Genomic DNA, 12,614 nt, shown 5'->3' with positions numbered 1-12,614 from the left:
CGGGTCAGAACACCAGCGTGGCGGTGCCCATCACGGTGGCGGTGCTGTCGATCCGGTTGCGGCTGCTGATCGTGGGGACCCAGCGCAGCGACAGCGACAGCGGCGTGCCGCCGCTCACCTTCGCGTCGTACGTGACGATCGGGCCGAGCGCCACGTCCCAGCCGCGGAAGCCGCCGAGGCGGTCGGCCGTGGGGCCGCTGTCGTGGCCGATCTGCTGCGTGGTGCCGACGACCAGGCCGGCGGACAGGCCGTCGCGGAAGCGCCGCAGCACCATCGCGTCGAGCGTGAAGAGCGGCGCGTTCTTGTAGTCCGTGTCCTCGTTCCGCGTGTAGAACTGCATGCCCGCCGTCACGTCGAACTGCAGCGAATGCTGCGGCAGGATGGCGGTGTAGGCCACCTGCGGGATGTAGGTCCAGTTGTTCAGGCTGGTGTTGGCGAGCTGCGACGGGTCGTACTTGCCCGTGGGCGCCCAGATGTTGACGCTGAGCGCGAGGTGTTCGGTCTTCGAGATGTGGAAGCCCGCGATCAGCGGCGTGAAGTACAGGTCGAACAGGCCCGAGGCCGAGTCCTCCTGGCTGCCCGCCAGCGGGCCGGCCGCGAACGAGGCCTTCACCTTCGTGTAGAGGAACGGCAGCGTGATCGACGACGCGAAGTTCCACGGACCGGTGTGGGTGTCCCACACCTTCATGAAGGTCGCGAGCGTGAACGACACCTTCGCGTCGATGCCGGCCGACACGCTGCCCGCGATGGGCGCCGGGCGCGATCCCTTGAGGTCGCCGTCGAGGTAGATCTGCCCGAGGTTCACCGCGAAGATCGGCGAGGGCGGCACGATGCCGGCGTTCGGGGTCACGCTGGTGCCGGTCACCGGGCGGCCGAGGGCACCCTCGGTGGCCTGGGCCGCGGTGCCGCACGCCAGGGTGGCCACGAGGGTTGTCATGACACGGCAGGTCCGGTTCCACGCTGGCATCGTCTTCTCCCTGGTTCGGCGCGCCGGCCGACGAGGCTCGCCGGCGCCAGCGAGTTATCCCGCAGTTGCCCGGGGGGTGTCTATGGCACTTTGGTGCAGATCGCCGGAGGCGGCCGGTGCAGAATCCCCCGATGCAGAAGATCCGGATCGTTGCCGCACTCGCCCTCCTCGCCGTGGTCGCCTTCGCGACCAATCCGTCGCCGGAACGCCACCGCGCGAAAGTGCGGCAGGCCATCGCCGAACGCAGTCCCCTCGCCGGGGCCCTGGGCATCGGTGCGCTCACCGCGTTCGTGTCCACGTACCACCCGCTCGGCGTGCTGTCGTACACCACGGTCGACGGCCGCGTGGTGTCGGTGGGCGCGTTCGGCTACGTCCACGTGCGCGGCGCCTGACCTTGACCCCGGTGGCGCGCGGCACGCACACTGCGCGGTGCCATCACACCGGGAGGAGTTCATGAAGAAGATCCACGCCGTGCGCGGCGCCGCCGCGGTCCTGCTGTTCGGTCTCGGCGTGGCCACCGGCCTCGTCGCGCAGACCACCGATTCGCCGCAGCGCGTCGAACTCAAGCGCGCCGACCTGTCGGGCGCGCCCGGCATGGAGGTCATCACGTCCACCGCCGAGTACAAGCCGGGCGAGAAGATCGACCTCCACTTCCACCACGGCCTGGAGGCCGCCTACATCGTCCAGGGCGCCCGCGTGCAGGTGCCCGGCAAGGACCCGATGCTGCTGGCCACCGGCAGCTCGCTGCTGAACCTGCGCGACGTGAAACACGGTGGCTTCACGGTGGTGGGCGACACCTCGTTGAAGCTCTACACGGTGCACGTGGTCGACAAGGGCAAGCCGCTCTATGACCCGGGCCATTGACCCCGTCACGCTGAAGACCGCCGTCGTGTCGGTGGCCGTTGCCGCGCTGGGTGCCGCCGCGGCCCTCGTGTGGCTGCCCGGCGCGGCGCCCGCCACCGTGGTGTTCTTCGCGGTGATCGCGGCCATCGCGCTGTTCGGCGCCACGAAGGCCGCGCGGGTCGCGTGGTCGCTGTTCCGCCAGCTCACGCGCTGACGATGGACCAGCCCATCACCGGCTTCCACCAGGACGACGAACGGCACTGGGTCGCCGAACTGGCCTGCGGTCACAATCAGCATGTGCGGCACGATCCGCCCTGGCAGCTCCGGCCGTGGGTGATCACCGCCGAAGGGCGGTCCGCGGCACTCGGCTGGGTGCTCGCGTGCCGCAAGTGTGACCAGGGGGCGGCGCGAGACCGTCCCTGACAACGACAAGACAGGGACGAGACGATGCTGGGTGTCTGGAAGATGGCCCTCGGGCCGATGCTGCTCGTGCAGGGGCGGCGCACGCGCCTGAAGGCGCTGCGGTTGCCGGAGGCGGCCGGTCCGCGGGCGGGACTCGAGGGCGACCCCGAGGCGGGTGACGCGTTGCGCCTGCTCGTGGTGGGCGACTCCTCCGCCGCGGGCGTCGGGGTCGAGCACCAGCACCAGGCGCTGGCGCAGCCGGTGGCACAGCGCCTCGCGGCGCGCACGGGCCGGCCGGTGCGGTGGCAGCTCGTCGCGCGCTCGGGCATCCACACCGGCGAGGCCCTGACCCTCGCGGCCGCGTCGAACCTCGAGCCCGCCGACGTCGTGGTGATCGCCCTGGGGGTCAACGACGTCACGGCGCAGCGCCTCGGCCGGCGGTTCATCGCCGACTACCGCGCGCTGTCGGACCACCTCGTCGCGCGCACCGGCGCACGGGTCGTGATCGTCAACGGCGTGCCGCCGATGCACGTGCTGCCGCAGGTGCCGCAGCCGCTGCGCTGGTACCTCGGCCAATGCGCGTTCCGCAACGACGCCGCGCTGGCCGCCTGGGCCCGCACACGGCCCACCCACGAGTACCTGCCGCTGCAGTGGGCGGCGCGCCCCGAGCAGTTCGCGCACGACGGCTACCACCCCGGGCCGGGGCAGTATGCGCAGTGGGCGGTGGTGGTGGCGGAACGCGCGGCGCTGAGGGTCGGGGCGCAAGTCCAGGCCTCGGCGCCCGCCCGGCGCGGTTGACGGTCGGCCATGGCCCTCGACCTCGCTCCGCTCTGGGACTTCGCCCGCCCCGCCGTCTCCGAGCAGCGTTTCCTCGCTGCCATGGGCGAGGCTGTGGGCGACGACCAGCTGATCCTGCGCACCCAGGTGGCCCGCACGCACGGGCTGCGGCGCGACTTCGTGCGCGCCCTGGCCCTTCTCGACGAGATGGCGCCCGCGGTGGCGCGGGCCGGGCCCGAGGCGCGGGTGCGGCATGCGCTGGAGCGCGGGCGGTGCCGTGTGTCGGCCGCCCACCCGCGTGAGGCGATCACGCCGACCGACCGGGACCTCGCCCGGGCCGACTACGAGGTCGCGGCCACGCTCGCGCGCGAGTCCGCCCTCGACGCGCTGGCGGTCGATGCCCTGCACATGCTGGCGCTGGTCGACACGGCCCCGGCGGACCAGTTGCGCCGCAACCGCGAGGCGCTGGCGGTCGCCGCCGCCAGCACGCAGCCGGATGCCCGCCGCTGGGAGGCACCGCTGCGCAACAACATCGGTCTCGCGCTGCATGCGTCGGGGCGCTTCGACGAGGCCCTCGCCGAGTTCCGGCAGGCGGTGGTGCTGCGCGAGGCGCAGGCGAACCCCGGCGCCACGCGCATCGCGTGGTGGATGGTGGCGTGGACGCTGCGTTCGATGGGCGACCATGCCGAGGCCCTGGCCGTGCAGCAGCGCCTCGCGCGCGAAGGCGACGCGGCCGGCGAACCGGATCCGCACGTGTTCGCCGAACTGGTCCAGCTGCACCGGGCGCTCGGCGACCCCGAGTCGGCGGCGGCGGCCGAGGCGCGGCGGGAGGCGCTGAAGTCGCGTTGAATCCGCGTACAGTGCGCCCCATCGCTCCCGAGGACCGTCGAATGAATTTCCCGCCCCGCGCGCTGGTGCTGGCCGCCGCGCTGATCGCCGGCACGCCCGCGTTCGCGATGACCGAGACCGAGGCCGCCGCCAACGTCATGTACTTCGCGTTCGCGACGCAGGAGGGCGAGTTGTGCGAGAAGCTCGGCTACCCGGGCCGCGCCACGTTCCGCGCCTGGGAGCAGGAGAACGCCGGGGTGTTCGTGGCCTCGATGCGCCGCGTCGAGGACCATGCCGCCGAGGCGCTGAAGATCAGCCGCGACGAGGCCCGCCAGACCTCGGCCGCGCTGTTCGACCGGCTCAAGGGCCGCTACGACCGGGAGTTCGCGCCGGACGTCAGTGCCCGGTCGTGCGGGCGCTTCGGCGAGACGCTGCGGCTGTACGCGTCGAAGCTGGTTCGCAGCTGACGGGCTTCAGCGCGGCGCGGCGGCCCAGTCCGTCAGCCGGCCGTTGTGCATCGTGCCGATGTCGTCGGCGAGCGTGCGGGCTTCCGAGTGGTGGTGGGTGACGAGCATCGCCGTCTGGCCGGCGCGGTGCAGGATGTCGCGCACCTCGACGGACAACCGCTCGCGCGTGGCCCCGTCCAGGTTCGAGAACGGTTCGTCGAGCAGCAGCAGCGCGGGCTCCGGCGCGAGCGCGCGCGCGAGCGCGATGCGCTGCTGCTGCCCGCCCGACAGCTGGTGCGGGTAGCGTTCGCCGGCGTCGGCCAGGTCCACCAGCGCGAGCAGCTCGGCCACGCGCGCGCGCCGCTCCGGCGCGGGTCGGCGGCGCAGGCCGAAGGCCACGTTCTCCGCGGCCGACAGGTGCGGGAACAGCGCGTACTCCTGGAACATCATGCCCACGCGCCGCCGCTCGGGCTGCACGTGGACGCCGGGCGCCGACAGCACCGAGCCGCCCAGCCGCACCTGGCCCGCGCGCACCGGCTCGAAGCCCGCGATGGCCTTCAGCACCGTGGTCTTGCCGCAGCCCGAGGGGCCGAGCAGGCAGCCGATGCGGCCCGCTTCGAGGGACAGGGACACGCCCGCCACCGCGGGGTGGCCGTCGCGCGCGCCGTCGTACACCACGGACAGGTCGTCGAGTTCGAGCCGGACGCTCATGGATTTCCTTCAGGGGTGGCCGCGCCGAGCGGGTCGCGGGCCAGCAGCACGACCGGCAGCAGGCCGGCGAGCACGATGATCAGCGCCGCGATGGCGCCCTCTTCATAGGTGCCCCGCGCGGCCTCGGCATACAGCCAGGTGGCGAGGGTGTCGAAGTTGGCCGGACGCAGCAGCAGCGTGGCGGGCAGCTCCTTCATCGCGTCGACGAACACGAGCAGCGCGCCGGCGGCCAGCGCGGGCCGCAGCAGCGGCAGGTGCACGCGGCGCAGCGTGCCCGCGGCGGTTTCGCCGAGCAGCCGCGCGGCCTGCTCGAGCGCGGCGGGGATGCGGGCGAGGCCGGACTCGAGGGTGCCCACCGGCATCGCGAGGAAGCGGATCGCGCAGGCCGCCACCAGCACCACGCCCGCGCCGAGCAGCGGCAGCCCTTGCAGGCCGAGTGCCTGGCCGACGAAGGCGTCGAAGGACAGGGCCGGGGTCAGCAGCCCGAGGGCCAGCACGGTGCCGGGCAGCGCGTACCCGAGGCTCGCGACCCGCGCCTGCCACCGCGCCCGGTTGGCCGCCGCGCCGGTGTGGCGCGAGGCCCAGGTGACGAGCAGCGCCGCGACGACCGCGGTGGCCGTGACCCCCGCCGCGAGCCCGAGCGTGTTGCCCATGCTGAGCAGCAGGCCGTGCGAGACGCCGCCGCCCTGCTGCAGCCGCTTCACGGTCTCCCACACGAGGTAGGCGGCCGGGGCGACGAAACCGATGAGCACCGGCACCGTGGCCGCGAGGGTGGCGCCGACGGCGGACAGTCCGTGCAGCCGCCGTGGCCGCATCGGCTGCATGCGCCGCACCGAGGCGAACCGGCGGCCGCTGCGGCCATGGCGTTCGAGCAGGACGAGCGCCACGATGATGAGCAGCATGGTGCAGGCGATCTGCGCGGCGCCGGCCAGGTCGGACCGCACGACCCACGTGGTGTAGATGGTCACCGTGAGCGTCTGGATGCCGAGGAACTCGGAGGCGCCGATGTCGTTCAGCGCCTCCAGCAACGCGAGGCTCAGGCCCACCATCAGCGCCGGCCGGGCGAGGGGCAGCGCCACGCGGAAGAACGCGCCGAGGCGGGTCTCGCCGAGCGACCGTGCGGCGTCCATCAGGTGGGCGGGCTGGGTCATGAACATGGCCCGCGCGGTGAGGTAGACGTAGGGGTACAGCACGAAGCCGAGCACGAAGATCGCGCCGGGCATCGAGCGCAGGTCGGGCAGGCGGAAGTCGCGCGGGCTGTCGATGCCCAGCATCCAGCGGATCGCGCCCTGCACGGGGCCGATGGGGTGCAGCAGGTCGAGGTACGCGAACGCGACGATGTACGCCGGCATCGCGAGCGGCAGCAGCAGCGCCCAGCTCAGCACGCCGCGGCCGGGGAAGTCGTGTGCGGTCACGAGCCAGGCGCAGCCGGTGCCGACGAGGAGCACGATGGTGCCCACGCCGGCGAGCAGCACGGCGGTGTTCAGCGCGGCACGCGGCAGCACGTGCTGCGACAGGTGCCCCCAGTGGGCCATGTCCGAGCCCGCGGCGAGCCACAGCAGCGTGGCGACGGGGGCGAGCACGCCCAGCGCCACGAGCAGCGCGCCGGTGCGCCAGAGCGGCCCGGCCGCGCGAGGTCCCTTGCTCACTGGTCGAGTCCGAACGGGTCGACGAGGGGGCGGAAGGGAACGGTCATGGGAACGGGACTCCGGAAGACGGGCACCGGCGCCGGAGTGGCGCCGCGACACTGCGAACGATTATCACTCGCCCGAGGCGCCCGCGGGCGCGCGGGTCAGGCCACGGAGAAGCGCAGCACCCCGTCGGCACCCCGCTCGCGACGGAGCTTCCCGTCGATCCACAGCGCGTTCAGGTGGGCGATGGACTCGCCCATCGCGAACGTGGTCTGGTGCAGGTCGAGCGGCCGCCGGAACAGCACCTTCAGCAGGCTGGCGGCGGTCTGGGGTTCCTTCGCGCACTCGGTCATGACGTCGGCGAGGCGTTCGTCGTGGTGGGCGTGCAACTGGTCGACCCGTGTGTGCATGCCCTTGAACGGGCGGCCGTGCGACGGCAGCACCAGCGTGTCGGCCGGCAGCGCGCGGTAGCGGTCGATGGACTGCAGGTACAGCGTCAGCGAGTTGGCCTCGGGTTCGAGGTCGCTCACGCTGACGTTCGTCGAGATGCGCGGCAGCAGCATGTCGCCCGAGATCAGCACGCCGAGCGTCTCGCTGTGCAGCGACAGGTGTTCCGGCGCATGGCCGTAGCCCGCGATGCAGCGCCACACGTGGCCGCCGATGGTGATCTCGCTGCCGTCCAGCAGGCGGCGGTAGCTCGCGGGCACCTGGGGCACCATCGAGCCGTAGTAGTTCGAACGGGCCTTGATCTTCTCGATGGCATCCGGATCGGTCAGGCCGTGGCTGGCCATGAACGCGGCCGCGGCCGGGCCCCCGTGGCCCGTGGTGGAGCGGCTCGCGAGGCAGGCGCTCGTGTAGTCGGTGGCGCTCATCCACAGGCGGCACTCATGGTCGGGCGTGCCCCAGCGCTCGGTGAGCCAGTGCGCGAGGCCGATGTGGTCCGGGTGCATGTGCGTGACCACGAGGCGCAGCACCGGCAGGCCGTCGAGTTCGGTCTCGAAGACCTTCTCCCAGTTCGCCTGCGTGTCGGCGTTCGTGATGCCGCAGTCGACGATGGTCCAGCCTTCGCGGCCGTCGAGGCGGTCGCGCAGCAGCCACAGGTTGATGTGGTCGAGCGCGAAGGGCAGGCCCATGCGAACCCAGCGCACGCCGGGGGCCAGTTCGATCGTCCGGCCGGGTTCGGGGAGGGTTTCTCCCTGGGGGTACTGCAGTTGCCGTTCGAGTTCGTTCATGGCTTGGATGGCTACACTTTGATCGAACCATTCTAGGGGCCTGGGCGGCAGAGAAAAGGGCTCGCGTTGGGCCTGAAAGGGTCCGCCGGATAGGCGCAAAGCGGAACCGGGGTCATCCCCGGTGAGCATTTGCAACGACGCCGGCGGACCCTTTCAGGCCCAACCCTCCGGGCCGGGGCGATTCGCGGTGCCATCCGTCGTTGCCGACTCGTTGTGTGGCTGGCCACACGGCCTCGTCGGCGCCTCGTCTGGCACCGCGACTCGCCCCGGCGCGAGCCCTTTTCTCTGCCGCCCAGGCCCCTAGGATCGACTCCGACCCCTGCTGTCGCTCAGGTGTCCACGACATTTCGAGGAAAACGCCCATGGATCTGCCCGGACTCGACCATCAGCTCGGAGAGGACATCGACGCGTTGCGCGATGCGGTCCGCGATTTCGCCGAACGCGAGATCGCGCCCCGCGCCGCCGAGATCGACCGCACCGACCAGTTCCCGATGGACCTCTGGCGCAAGCTCGGCGACCTGGGGGTGCTCGGGGTCACCGTGGGTGAGGAGTACGGCGGCGCCGGCCTCGGCTACCTCGCGCACATGGTGGCCATGGAGGAGATCAGCCGCGCCTCGGCCAGCGTGGGCCTGAGCTACGGCGCGCACAGCAACCTGTGCGTGAACCAGATCCGCCGCAACGGCACCGAGGCCCAGCGCGCGAAGTACCTGCCGAAGCTGATCTCCGGCGAACACGTGGGCGCGCTCGCGATGAGCGAGCCGAACGCGGGCTCGGACGTGCTCAGCATGACGCTGCGCGCCGAGGAGCGCGGCGGCGTCTTCGTGCTCAACGGCACGAAGATGTGGATCACGAACGGCCCCGACGCCGACACGCTGGTGGTCTACGCGAAGACCGATCCGCAGCTGGGGGCGGGTGGTGTCACGGCCTTCCTCGTCGAGAAGGCCATGCCCGGATTCAGCGTCGCTCAGAAGCTCGACAAGCTGGGCATGCGCGGCAGCCACACCGGCGAGCTGGTGTTCAAGGACGTCGAGGTGCCGTTCACCAACGTGCTGGGCCAGGTCAACGGCGGCGCCAAGGTGCTGATGAGCGGGCTCGACTACGAGCGCGCGGTGCTGGCCGCCGGCCCCATCGGCATCATGCAGGCGGTGATGGACCACGTGGTGCCGTACGTGCACGAGCGCAAGCAGTTCGGCAAGTCCATCGGCGAGTTCCAGCTGATCCAGGGCAAGCTCGCCGACATGTACACGACGCTGCAGGCGGCCCGGTCGTTCGCCTACACCGTGGGCAAGAACCTCGACCGGCTGGGCCCCGACCACGTGCGCCGCGTGCGCAAGGACTGCGCGTCGGTCATCCTCTGGTGCGCCGAGAAGGCCACGTGGATGGCCGGGGAGGGCGTGCAGATCTTCGGTGGCAACGGCTACATCAACGACTATCCCCTCGGGCGGTTCTGGCGTGACGCGAAGCTCTACGAAATCGGCGCGGGCACGTCGGAGGTCCGCCGGATGCTGATCGGGCGGGAACTGTTCGGCGAGACGGCCTGAACGGTCGGACCCGACAGGCCCGGTAAAATCTCACGCATGCCTTCCACCGAACTTCAAGAACTCTTCGCCAACAACCTGCGTTGGTCGCAAGAGACGGAGACCCGTACCCCGGGCTTCTTCACGAACCTGCTCGCCCAACAGGCGCCGCAATACCTCTGGATCGGTTGCGCCGACAGCCGCGTGCCCGCCAACGAACTCGTGGGGCTGCTGCCCGGCGAACTGTTCGTCCACCGCAACGTGGCGAACGTCGTGGTGCACTCCGACCTGAATTGCCTCTCGGTGATCCAGTTCGCCACGGACATGCTGAAGGTCAAGCACATCATCGTCGTGGGCCACAGCGGCTGCGGCGGCGTGGCCGCGTCGCTCAACGACGTGTCCGTGGGCCTGGCCGACAACTGGCTGCGCCACGTCAAGGACGTGCGCAACCGCCACCAGGCCTGGCTCGACACCGTGCCGCTCGACCGCCGCGTCGACGCGCTGTGCGAGCTCAACGTGATCGAGCAGTCGCTCAACGTGTGCCAGACCACCATCGTGCAGGACGCCTGGGCCCGTGGCCAGCAGGTCGCCGTGCACGGCTGGTTCTACCGCCTGGCCGACGGCCGGCTGAAGGACCTGTCCATCTCGGTCGCCTCGCCGGAGGAACTCACCGGCGCGTTCGAGAAGGCGCTGGCCGCGATCCACAAACGCTACAGCCCCCCGGAGCCCTGACACATGCCGTTGGCCGTCTTCCCGCAAGCACTCACCGACCTGCGCGCCTTCGACATCGCGCAGGCCATGCTCGACGGGTTCGACCGCCACTACCGGCTCTTCCGCCAGACCAGCGCCGACGCGAAGCAGCGCTTCGAGGAGGCCGACTGGCACGGCCAGCAGCGCAGCCAGAGCGAACGCATCGAGTTCTACGACGTGCGGGTGGACGAGGCCGCCGAGAGGCTCCAGACCGAGTTCAAGGTGAGTGAACTCAGCATGGAGGTGTGGCAGCAGGTCAAGCTGCACTACATCGGACTGCTCACCAACCACCACCAGCCCGAACTGGCCGAGACGTTCTTCAACTCGGTCACCACGAAGATCCTGCACCGGGCGTACTTCAAGAACGACTTCATCTTCGTGCGCCCGGCCATCTCGACCGAATACATCGAGAACGACGAGCCGGCCGCCACCCCCACGTACCGCGCGTACTACCCGGCCAAGGACCGCATGCACGACACGTGGGTGCGGGTGATCAACAACTTCCAGCTTCAGCTGGAGTTCGAGGACATCCACCGCGACGTGCGCCACGTCGAGGAGGCCGTGGCCGCCGAGCTGGGCGACTTCCTGCCGCGTGCCAACTTCCAGTTCCAGGTGCTGAGTTCGCTCTTCTACCGGAACAAGGGCGCCTACGTGGTGGGCAAGATCATCAACGGCTTCCGCGAGACGCCGTTCGCGCTGCCCATCCTGCACGCCCCGAGCGGGCTGCTGACCATCGACACGGCGCTGTTCGGCGAGGGCGACCTCCAGATGCTGTTCAGCTTCGCGCGGGCCTACTTCATGGTCAACATGGAGATCCCGTCGGCCTACGTGCAGTTTCTGCGCTCGATGATGCCGCGCAAGCCGCGCACCGAGCTCTACAACACGCTCGGGCTGCAGAAGCACGGCAAGAACCTCTTCTACCGCGACTTCCTCGCCCACCTGCGCCACAGCGGCGACCAGTTCCGCATCGCGCCCGGCATCAAGGGCATGGTGATGCTGGTGTTCGACCTGCCGTCGTTCCCGTACGTCTTCAAGATCATCAAGGACTTCTACCCGCCGCAGAAGGAAACCACGCGCGAGCAGATCAAGGGCAAGTACCTGCTGGTGAAGCAGCACGACCGCGTGGGCCGCATGGCCGACACGCTCGAATTCTCGAACGTGGCCTTCCCGCGCGCGCGGTTCGAGGACGAGCTGGTGGCCGAGCTGCAGCACTTCTGCCCGAGTCTGCTCGAACAGGACGGCAGCGACCTCGTGATCCGCCACGTCTACATCGAACGGCGCATGATTCCGCTGAACATCTACCTGCAGGAAGCCTCGCCGCGGCAGATCGAACGCGCGGTGGTCGAGTACGGCAACGCCATCAAGGACCTGGTGGCCGCCAACATCTTCCCGGGCGACATGCTGTGGAAGAACTTCGGCGTCACGCGCGACGGCAAGGTCGTGTTCTACGACTACGACGAGATCGAGTACCTCACCCACTGCAACTTCCGCAAGGTGCCCACGCCGCGCAACGAGGAAGAGGAAATGTCGGGCGAGGTCTGGTACTCGGTGGGCCCGCACGACGTGTTCCCCGAGACCTTCGAGCCCTTCCTGCTCGGCAACCCGGGCGTGCGCGAGGTGTTCATGAAACACCATGCGGACCTGCTGGACGCGGCGTTCTGGCAAGGTCACAAGGAACGCATCCTGTCGGGCCACGTGCACGACGTGTTCCCGTACGACACGCGCCGGCGCTTCAAGAACATCCGGCGCGCCCGCGAGGCCGCGGCGCAGCAGGCGGCGCTGGCCAAGTGATCCCGGCACGTCCGGGCCGGTTTTCCTGGAGATGAATCGATGACAAGAAACGTGCTCGTGGTCGGCGCCTCGCGCGGCATCGGGCTGGAGTTCGTTCGCCAGTACGGCGAGGACGGCGCGCGGGTGGTGGCCACCGCGCGCAGCGACGAGGGCCTCGCGGCCATCAAGGCGTACGGTGGCCGCCCGCTGCGGCTCGACGTGGGGCGCCTCGACAGCACCGCGGGCCTCGCGTGGCAGCTCGACGGCGAGGCCTTCGACGTGGTCATCGTCTGCGCCGGCGTCTACGGCCCGCGCAAGAATGCGCTCGACACGCCCACCGCCGACGAGTTCGACGAGGTGATGCGCACCAACGTGCTCGGCCCGATGCGGGTCATCCCGCAGCTCGTCGAGAGCCTCGCGCCCGGCGCGCGGCTGGTGGTGCTGTCGTCGCGCATGGGTGGCATCGGCTCGCGCACGCAGTCGGGCGGCTGGCTGTACCGCGCGTCGAAGGCGGCGGTGAACTCGGTGCTGAAGGACACGTCGCTCGCGCTCGGAGACCGCGCCACCTGCGTCGCCTTCCACCCCGGCTGGGTGCAGACCGACATGGGCGGCGCAGGCGCCGACCTGACGCCCGCGCAGAGCGTGTCGTCCATGCGCGCCGTGATCGCCGGCCTGACCCCGGCCGACACGGGGCGCTTCCTCGACCACGACGGGTCGCCCATTCCCTGGTAGCCCGGTAG

The 12,614-nt window shown here is 70.6% G+C and carries 15 protein-coding genes; 11 read left to right on the top strand and 4 right to left on the bottom strand.

Features of this window, described 5'->3' with window-relative positions; translation table 11 throughout:
- Nucleotides 1–4: 4 nt before the first annotated feature.
- Nucleotides 5–937, bottom strand: coding sequence for a SphA family protein (locus tag A4W93_RS25585; RefSeq protein ID WP_085753305.1), 933 nt, complete (start codon nt 935–937; stop codon nt 5–7).
- Between the two features lie 161 nt (nt 938–1,098).
- On the opposite strand from A4W93_RS25585, the gene A4W93_RS25580 reads away from it, so the two are divergent.
- The 7 genes from A4W93_RS25580 (at nt 1,099) to A4W93_RS25550 (ending at nt 4,284) form a co-directional block, all read left to right on the top strand.
- Nucleotides 1,099–1,359, top strand: a complete 261-nt coding sequence (locus tag A4W93_RS25580; protein WP_085753304.1) for a hypothetical protein — start codon at nt 1,099–1,101, stop codon at nt 1,357–1,359.
- Nucleotides 1,360–1,420: 61 nt separating this feature from the next.
- Nucleotides 1,421–1,831, top strand: a complete 411-nt coding sequence (locus tag A4W93_RS25575; RefSeq protein WP_085753303.1) for a cupin domain-containing protein — start codon at nt 1,421–1,423, stop codon at nt 1,829–1,831.
- Complete coding sequence (locus tag A4W93_RS25570) at nt 1,815–2,024, top strand: hypothetical protein (RefSeq protein ID WP_085753302.1); 210 nt, start codon at nt 1,815–1,817, stop codon at nt 2,022–2,024. The genes A4W93_RS25575 and A4W93_RS25570 overlap by 17 nt, the downstream gene beginning before the upstream one ends.
- 2 nt (nt 2,025–2,026) lie before the next feature.
- Complete coding sequence (locus tag A4W93_RS25565) at nt 2,027–2,233, top strand: DUF3565 domain-containing protein (protein WP_085753301.1); 207 nt, start codon at nt 2,027–2,029, stop codon at nt 2,231–2,233.
- A gap of 24 nt (nt 2,234–2,257) precedes the next feature.
- Nucleotides 2,258–3,010 carry an SGNH/GDSL hydrolase family protein gene (locus tag A4W93_RS25560; protein WP_085753300.1) on the top strand — a complete coding sequence of 251 codons (753 nt, stop codon included), beginning with the start codon at nt 2,258–2,260 and terminating at the stop codon, nt 3,008–3,010.
- A gap of 9 nt (nt 3,011–3,019) precedes the next feature.
- Nucleotides 3,020–3,838 carry a tetratricopeptide repeat protein gene (locus tag A4W93_RS25555; protein WP_085753299.1) on the top strand — a complete coding sequence of 273 codons (819 nt, stop codon included), beginning with the start codon at nt 3,020–3,022 and terminating at the stop codon, nt 3,836–3,838.
- A gap of 41 nt (nt 3,839–3,879) precedes the next feature.
- Nucleotides 3,880–4,284 carry a hypothetical protein gene (locus A4W93_RS25550; RefSeq protein ID WP_085753298.1) on the top strand — a complete coding sequence of 135 codons (405 nt, stop codon included), beginning with the start codon at nt 3,880–3,882 and terminating at the stop codon, nt 4,282–4,284.
- A 6-nt stretch (nt 4,285–4,290) separates the two neighbouring features.
- On the opposite strand, the gene A4W93_RS25545 is transcribed toward A4W93_RS25550, so the two are convergent.
- From A4W93_RS25545 to A4W93_RS25535, 3 genes are all read right to left on the bottom strand, one after another.
- Entirely contained in the window at nt 4,291–4,974 is a 684-nt protein-coding gene (locus A4W93_RS25545) for an ABC transporter ATP-binding protein (RefSeq protein ID WP_085753297.1), read from the bottom strand.
- Entirely contained in the window at nt 4,971–6,623 is a 1,653-nt protein-coding gene (locus A4W93_RS25540) for an ABC transporter permease (protein WP_085753296.1), read from the bottom strand. Before A4W93_RS25540 ends, A4W93_RS25545 begins: the two co-directional genes overlap by 4 nt.
- Nucleotides 6,624–6,766: 143 nt before the next feature.
- Nucleotides 6,767–7,837 (bottom strand): MBL fold metallo-hydrolase, encoded by a 1,071-nt coding sequence (locus A4W93_RS25535; protein ID WP_085753295.1) that lies wholly within the window; start codon nt 7,835–7,837, stop codon nt 6,767–6,769.
- A 362-nt stretch (nt 7,838–8,199) separates the two neighbouring features.
- On the opposite strand from A4W93_RS25535, the gene A4W93_RS25530 reads away from it, so the two are divergent.
- From A4W93_RS25530 to A4W93_RS25515, 4 genes are read left to right on the top strand one after another with little or no spacing between them, the layout of a single operon-like run.
- Nucleotides 8,200–9,378 (top strand): isovaleryl-CoA dehydrogenase, encoded by a 1,179-nt coding sequence (locus tag A4W93_RS25530; RefSeq protein WP_085753294.1) that lies wholly within the window; start codon nt 8,200–8,202, stop codon nt 9,376–9,378.
- A 36-nt stretch (nt 9,379–9,414) separates the two neighbouring features.
- The gene (gene can, locus A4W93_RS25525) at nt 9,415–10,086 is read left to right on the top strand and encodes a carbonate dehydratase (RefSeq protein ID WP_085753293.1); all 672 of its coding nucleotides are present in this window, start codon (nt 9,415–9,417) and stop codon (nt 10,084–10,086) included.
- Between the two features lie 3 nt (nt 10,087–10,089).
- Nucleotides 10,090–11,895 carry a bifunctional isocitrate dehydrogenase kinase/phosphatase gene (aceK, locus tag A4W93_RS25520; RefSeq protein WP_085753292.1) on the top strand — a complete coding sequence of 602 codons (1,806 nt, stop codon included), beginning with the start codon at nt 10,090–10,092 and terminating at the stop codon, nt 11,893–11,895.
- Nucleotides 11,896–11,934: 39 nt separating this feature from the next.
- On the top strand, nt 11,935–12,606 hold the full coding sequence (locus tag A4W93_RS25515; protein ID WP_085753291.1) for an SDR family oxidoreductase: 672 nt from the start codon (nt 11,935–11,937) through the stop codon (nt 12,604–12,606).
- Nucleotides 12,607–12,614 lie beyond the last annotated feature (8 nt).

The sequence above is a fragment of the Piscinibacter gummiphilus genome (assembly GCF_002116905.1).
Taxonomy (GTDB): Bacteria; Pseudomonadota; Gammaproteobacteria; order Burkholderiales; family Burkholderiaceae_C; genus Rhizobacter; species Rhizobacter gummiphilus.
The sequence above is the reverse complement of the archived record's forward strand: the minus strand, read 5'-3'. Positions and strand labels throughout refer to the sequence as shown.

Excerpts from the sequence above, each read along its gene's own strand:
- A4W93_RS25585 (WP_085753305.1), bottom strand. The coding sequence starts at position 937 with ATGACAACCCTCGTGGCCACCCTGGCGTGCGGCACCGCGGCCCAGGCC.
- A4W93_RS25580 (WP_085753304.1), top strand. The coding sequence starts at position 1,099 with ATGCAGAAGATCCGGATCGTTGCCGCACTCGCCCTCCTCGCCGTGGTC.
- A4W93_RS25575 (WP_085753303.1), top strand. The coding sequence starts at position 1,421 with ATGAAGAAGATCCACGCCGTGCGCGGCGCCGCCGCGGTCCTGCTGTTC.
- A4W93_RS25570 (WP_085753302.1), top strand. The coding sequence starts at position 1,815 with ATGACCCGGGCCATTGACCCCGTCACGCTGAAGACCGCCGTCGTGTCG.
- A4W93_RS25565 (WP_085753301.1), top strand. The coding sequence starts at position 2,027 with ATGGACCAGCCCATCACCGGCTTCCACCAGGACGACGAACGGCACTGG.
- A4W93_RS25560 (WP_085753300.1), top strand. The coding sequence starts at position 2,258 with ATGCTGGGTGTCTGGAAGATGGCCCTCGGGCCGATGCTGCTCGTGCAG.
- A4W93_RS25555 (WP_085753299.1), top strand. The coding sequence starts at position 3,020 with ATGGCCCTCGACCTCGCTCCGCTCTGGGACTTCGCCCGCCCCGCCGTC.
- A4W93_RS25550 (WP_085753298.1), top strand. The coding sequence starts at position 3,880 with ATGAATTTCCCGCCCCGCGCGCTGGTGCTGGCCGCCGCGCTGATCGCC.
- A4W93_RS25545 (WP_085753297.1), bottom strand. The coding sequence starts at position 4,974 with ATGAGCGTCCGGCTCGAACTCGACGACCTGTCCGTGGTGTACGACGGC.
- A4W93_RS25535 (WP_085753295.1), bottom strand. The coding sequence starts at position 7,837 with ATGAACGAACTCGAACGGCAACTGCAGTACCCCCAGGGAGAAACCCTC.
- A4W93_RS25530 (WP_085753294.1), top strand. The coding sequence starts at position 8,200 with ATGGATCTGCCCGGACTCGACCATCAGCTCGGAGAGGACATCGACGCG.
- can (WP_085753293.1), top strand. The coding sequence starts at position 9,415 with ATGCCTTCCACCGAACTTCAAGAACTCTTCGCCAACAACCTGCGTTGG.
- aceK (WP_085753292.1), top strand. The coding sequence starts at position 10,090 with ATGCCGTTGGCCGTCTTCCCGCAAGCACTCACCGACCTGCGCGCCTTC.
- A4W93_RS25515 (WP_085753291.1), top strand. The coding sequence starts at position 11,935 with ATGACAAGAAACGTGCTCGTGGTCGGCGCCTCGCGCGGCATCGGGCTG.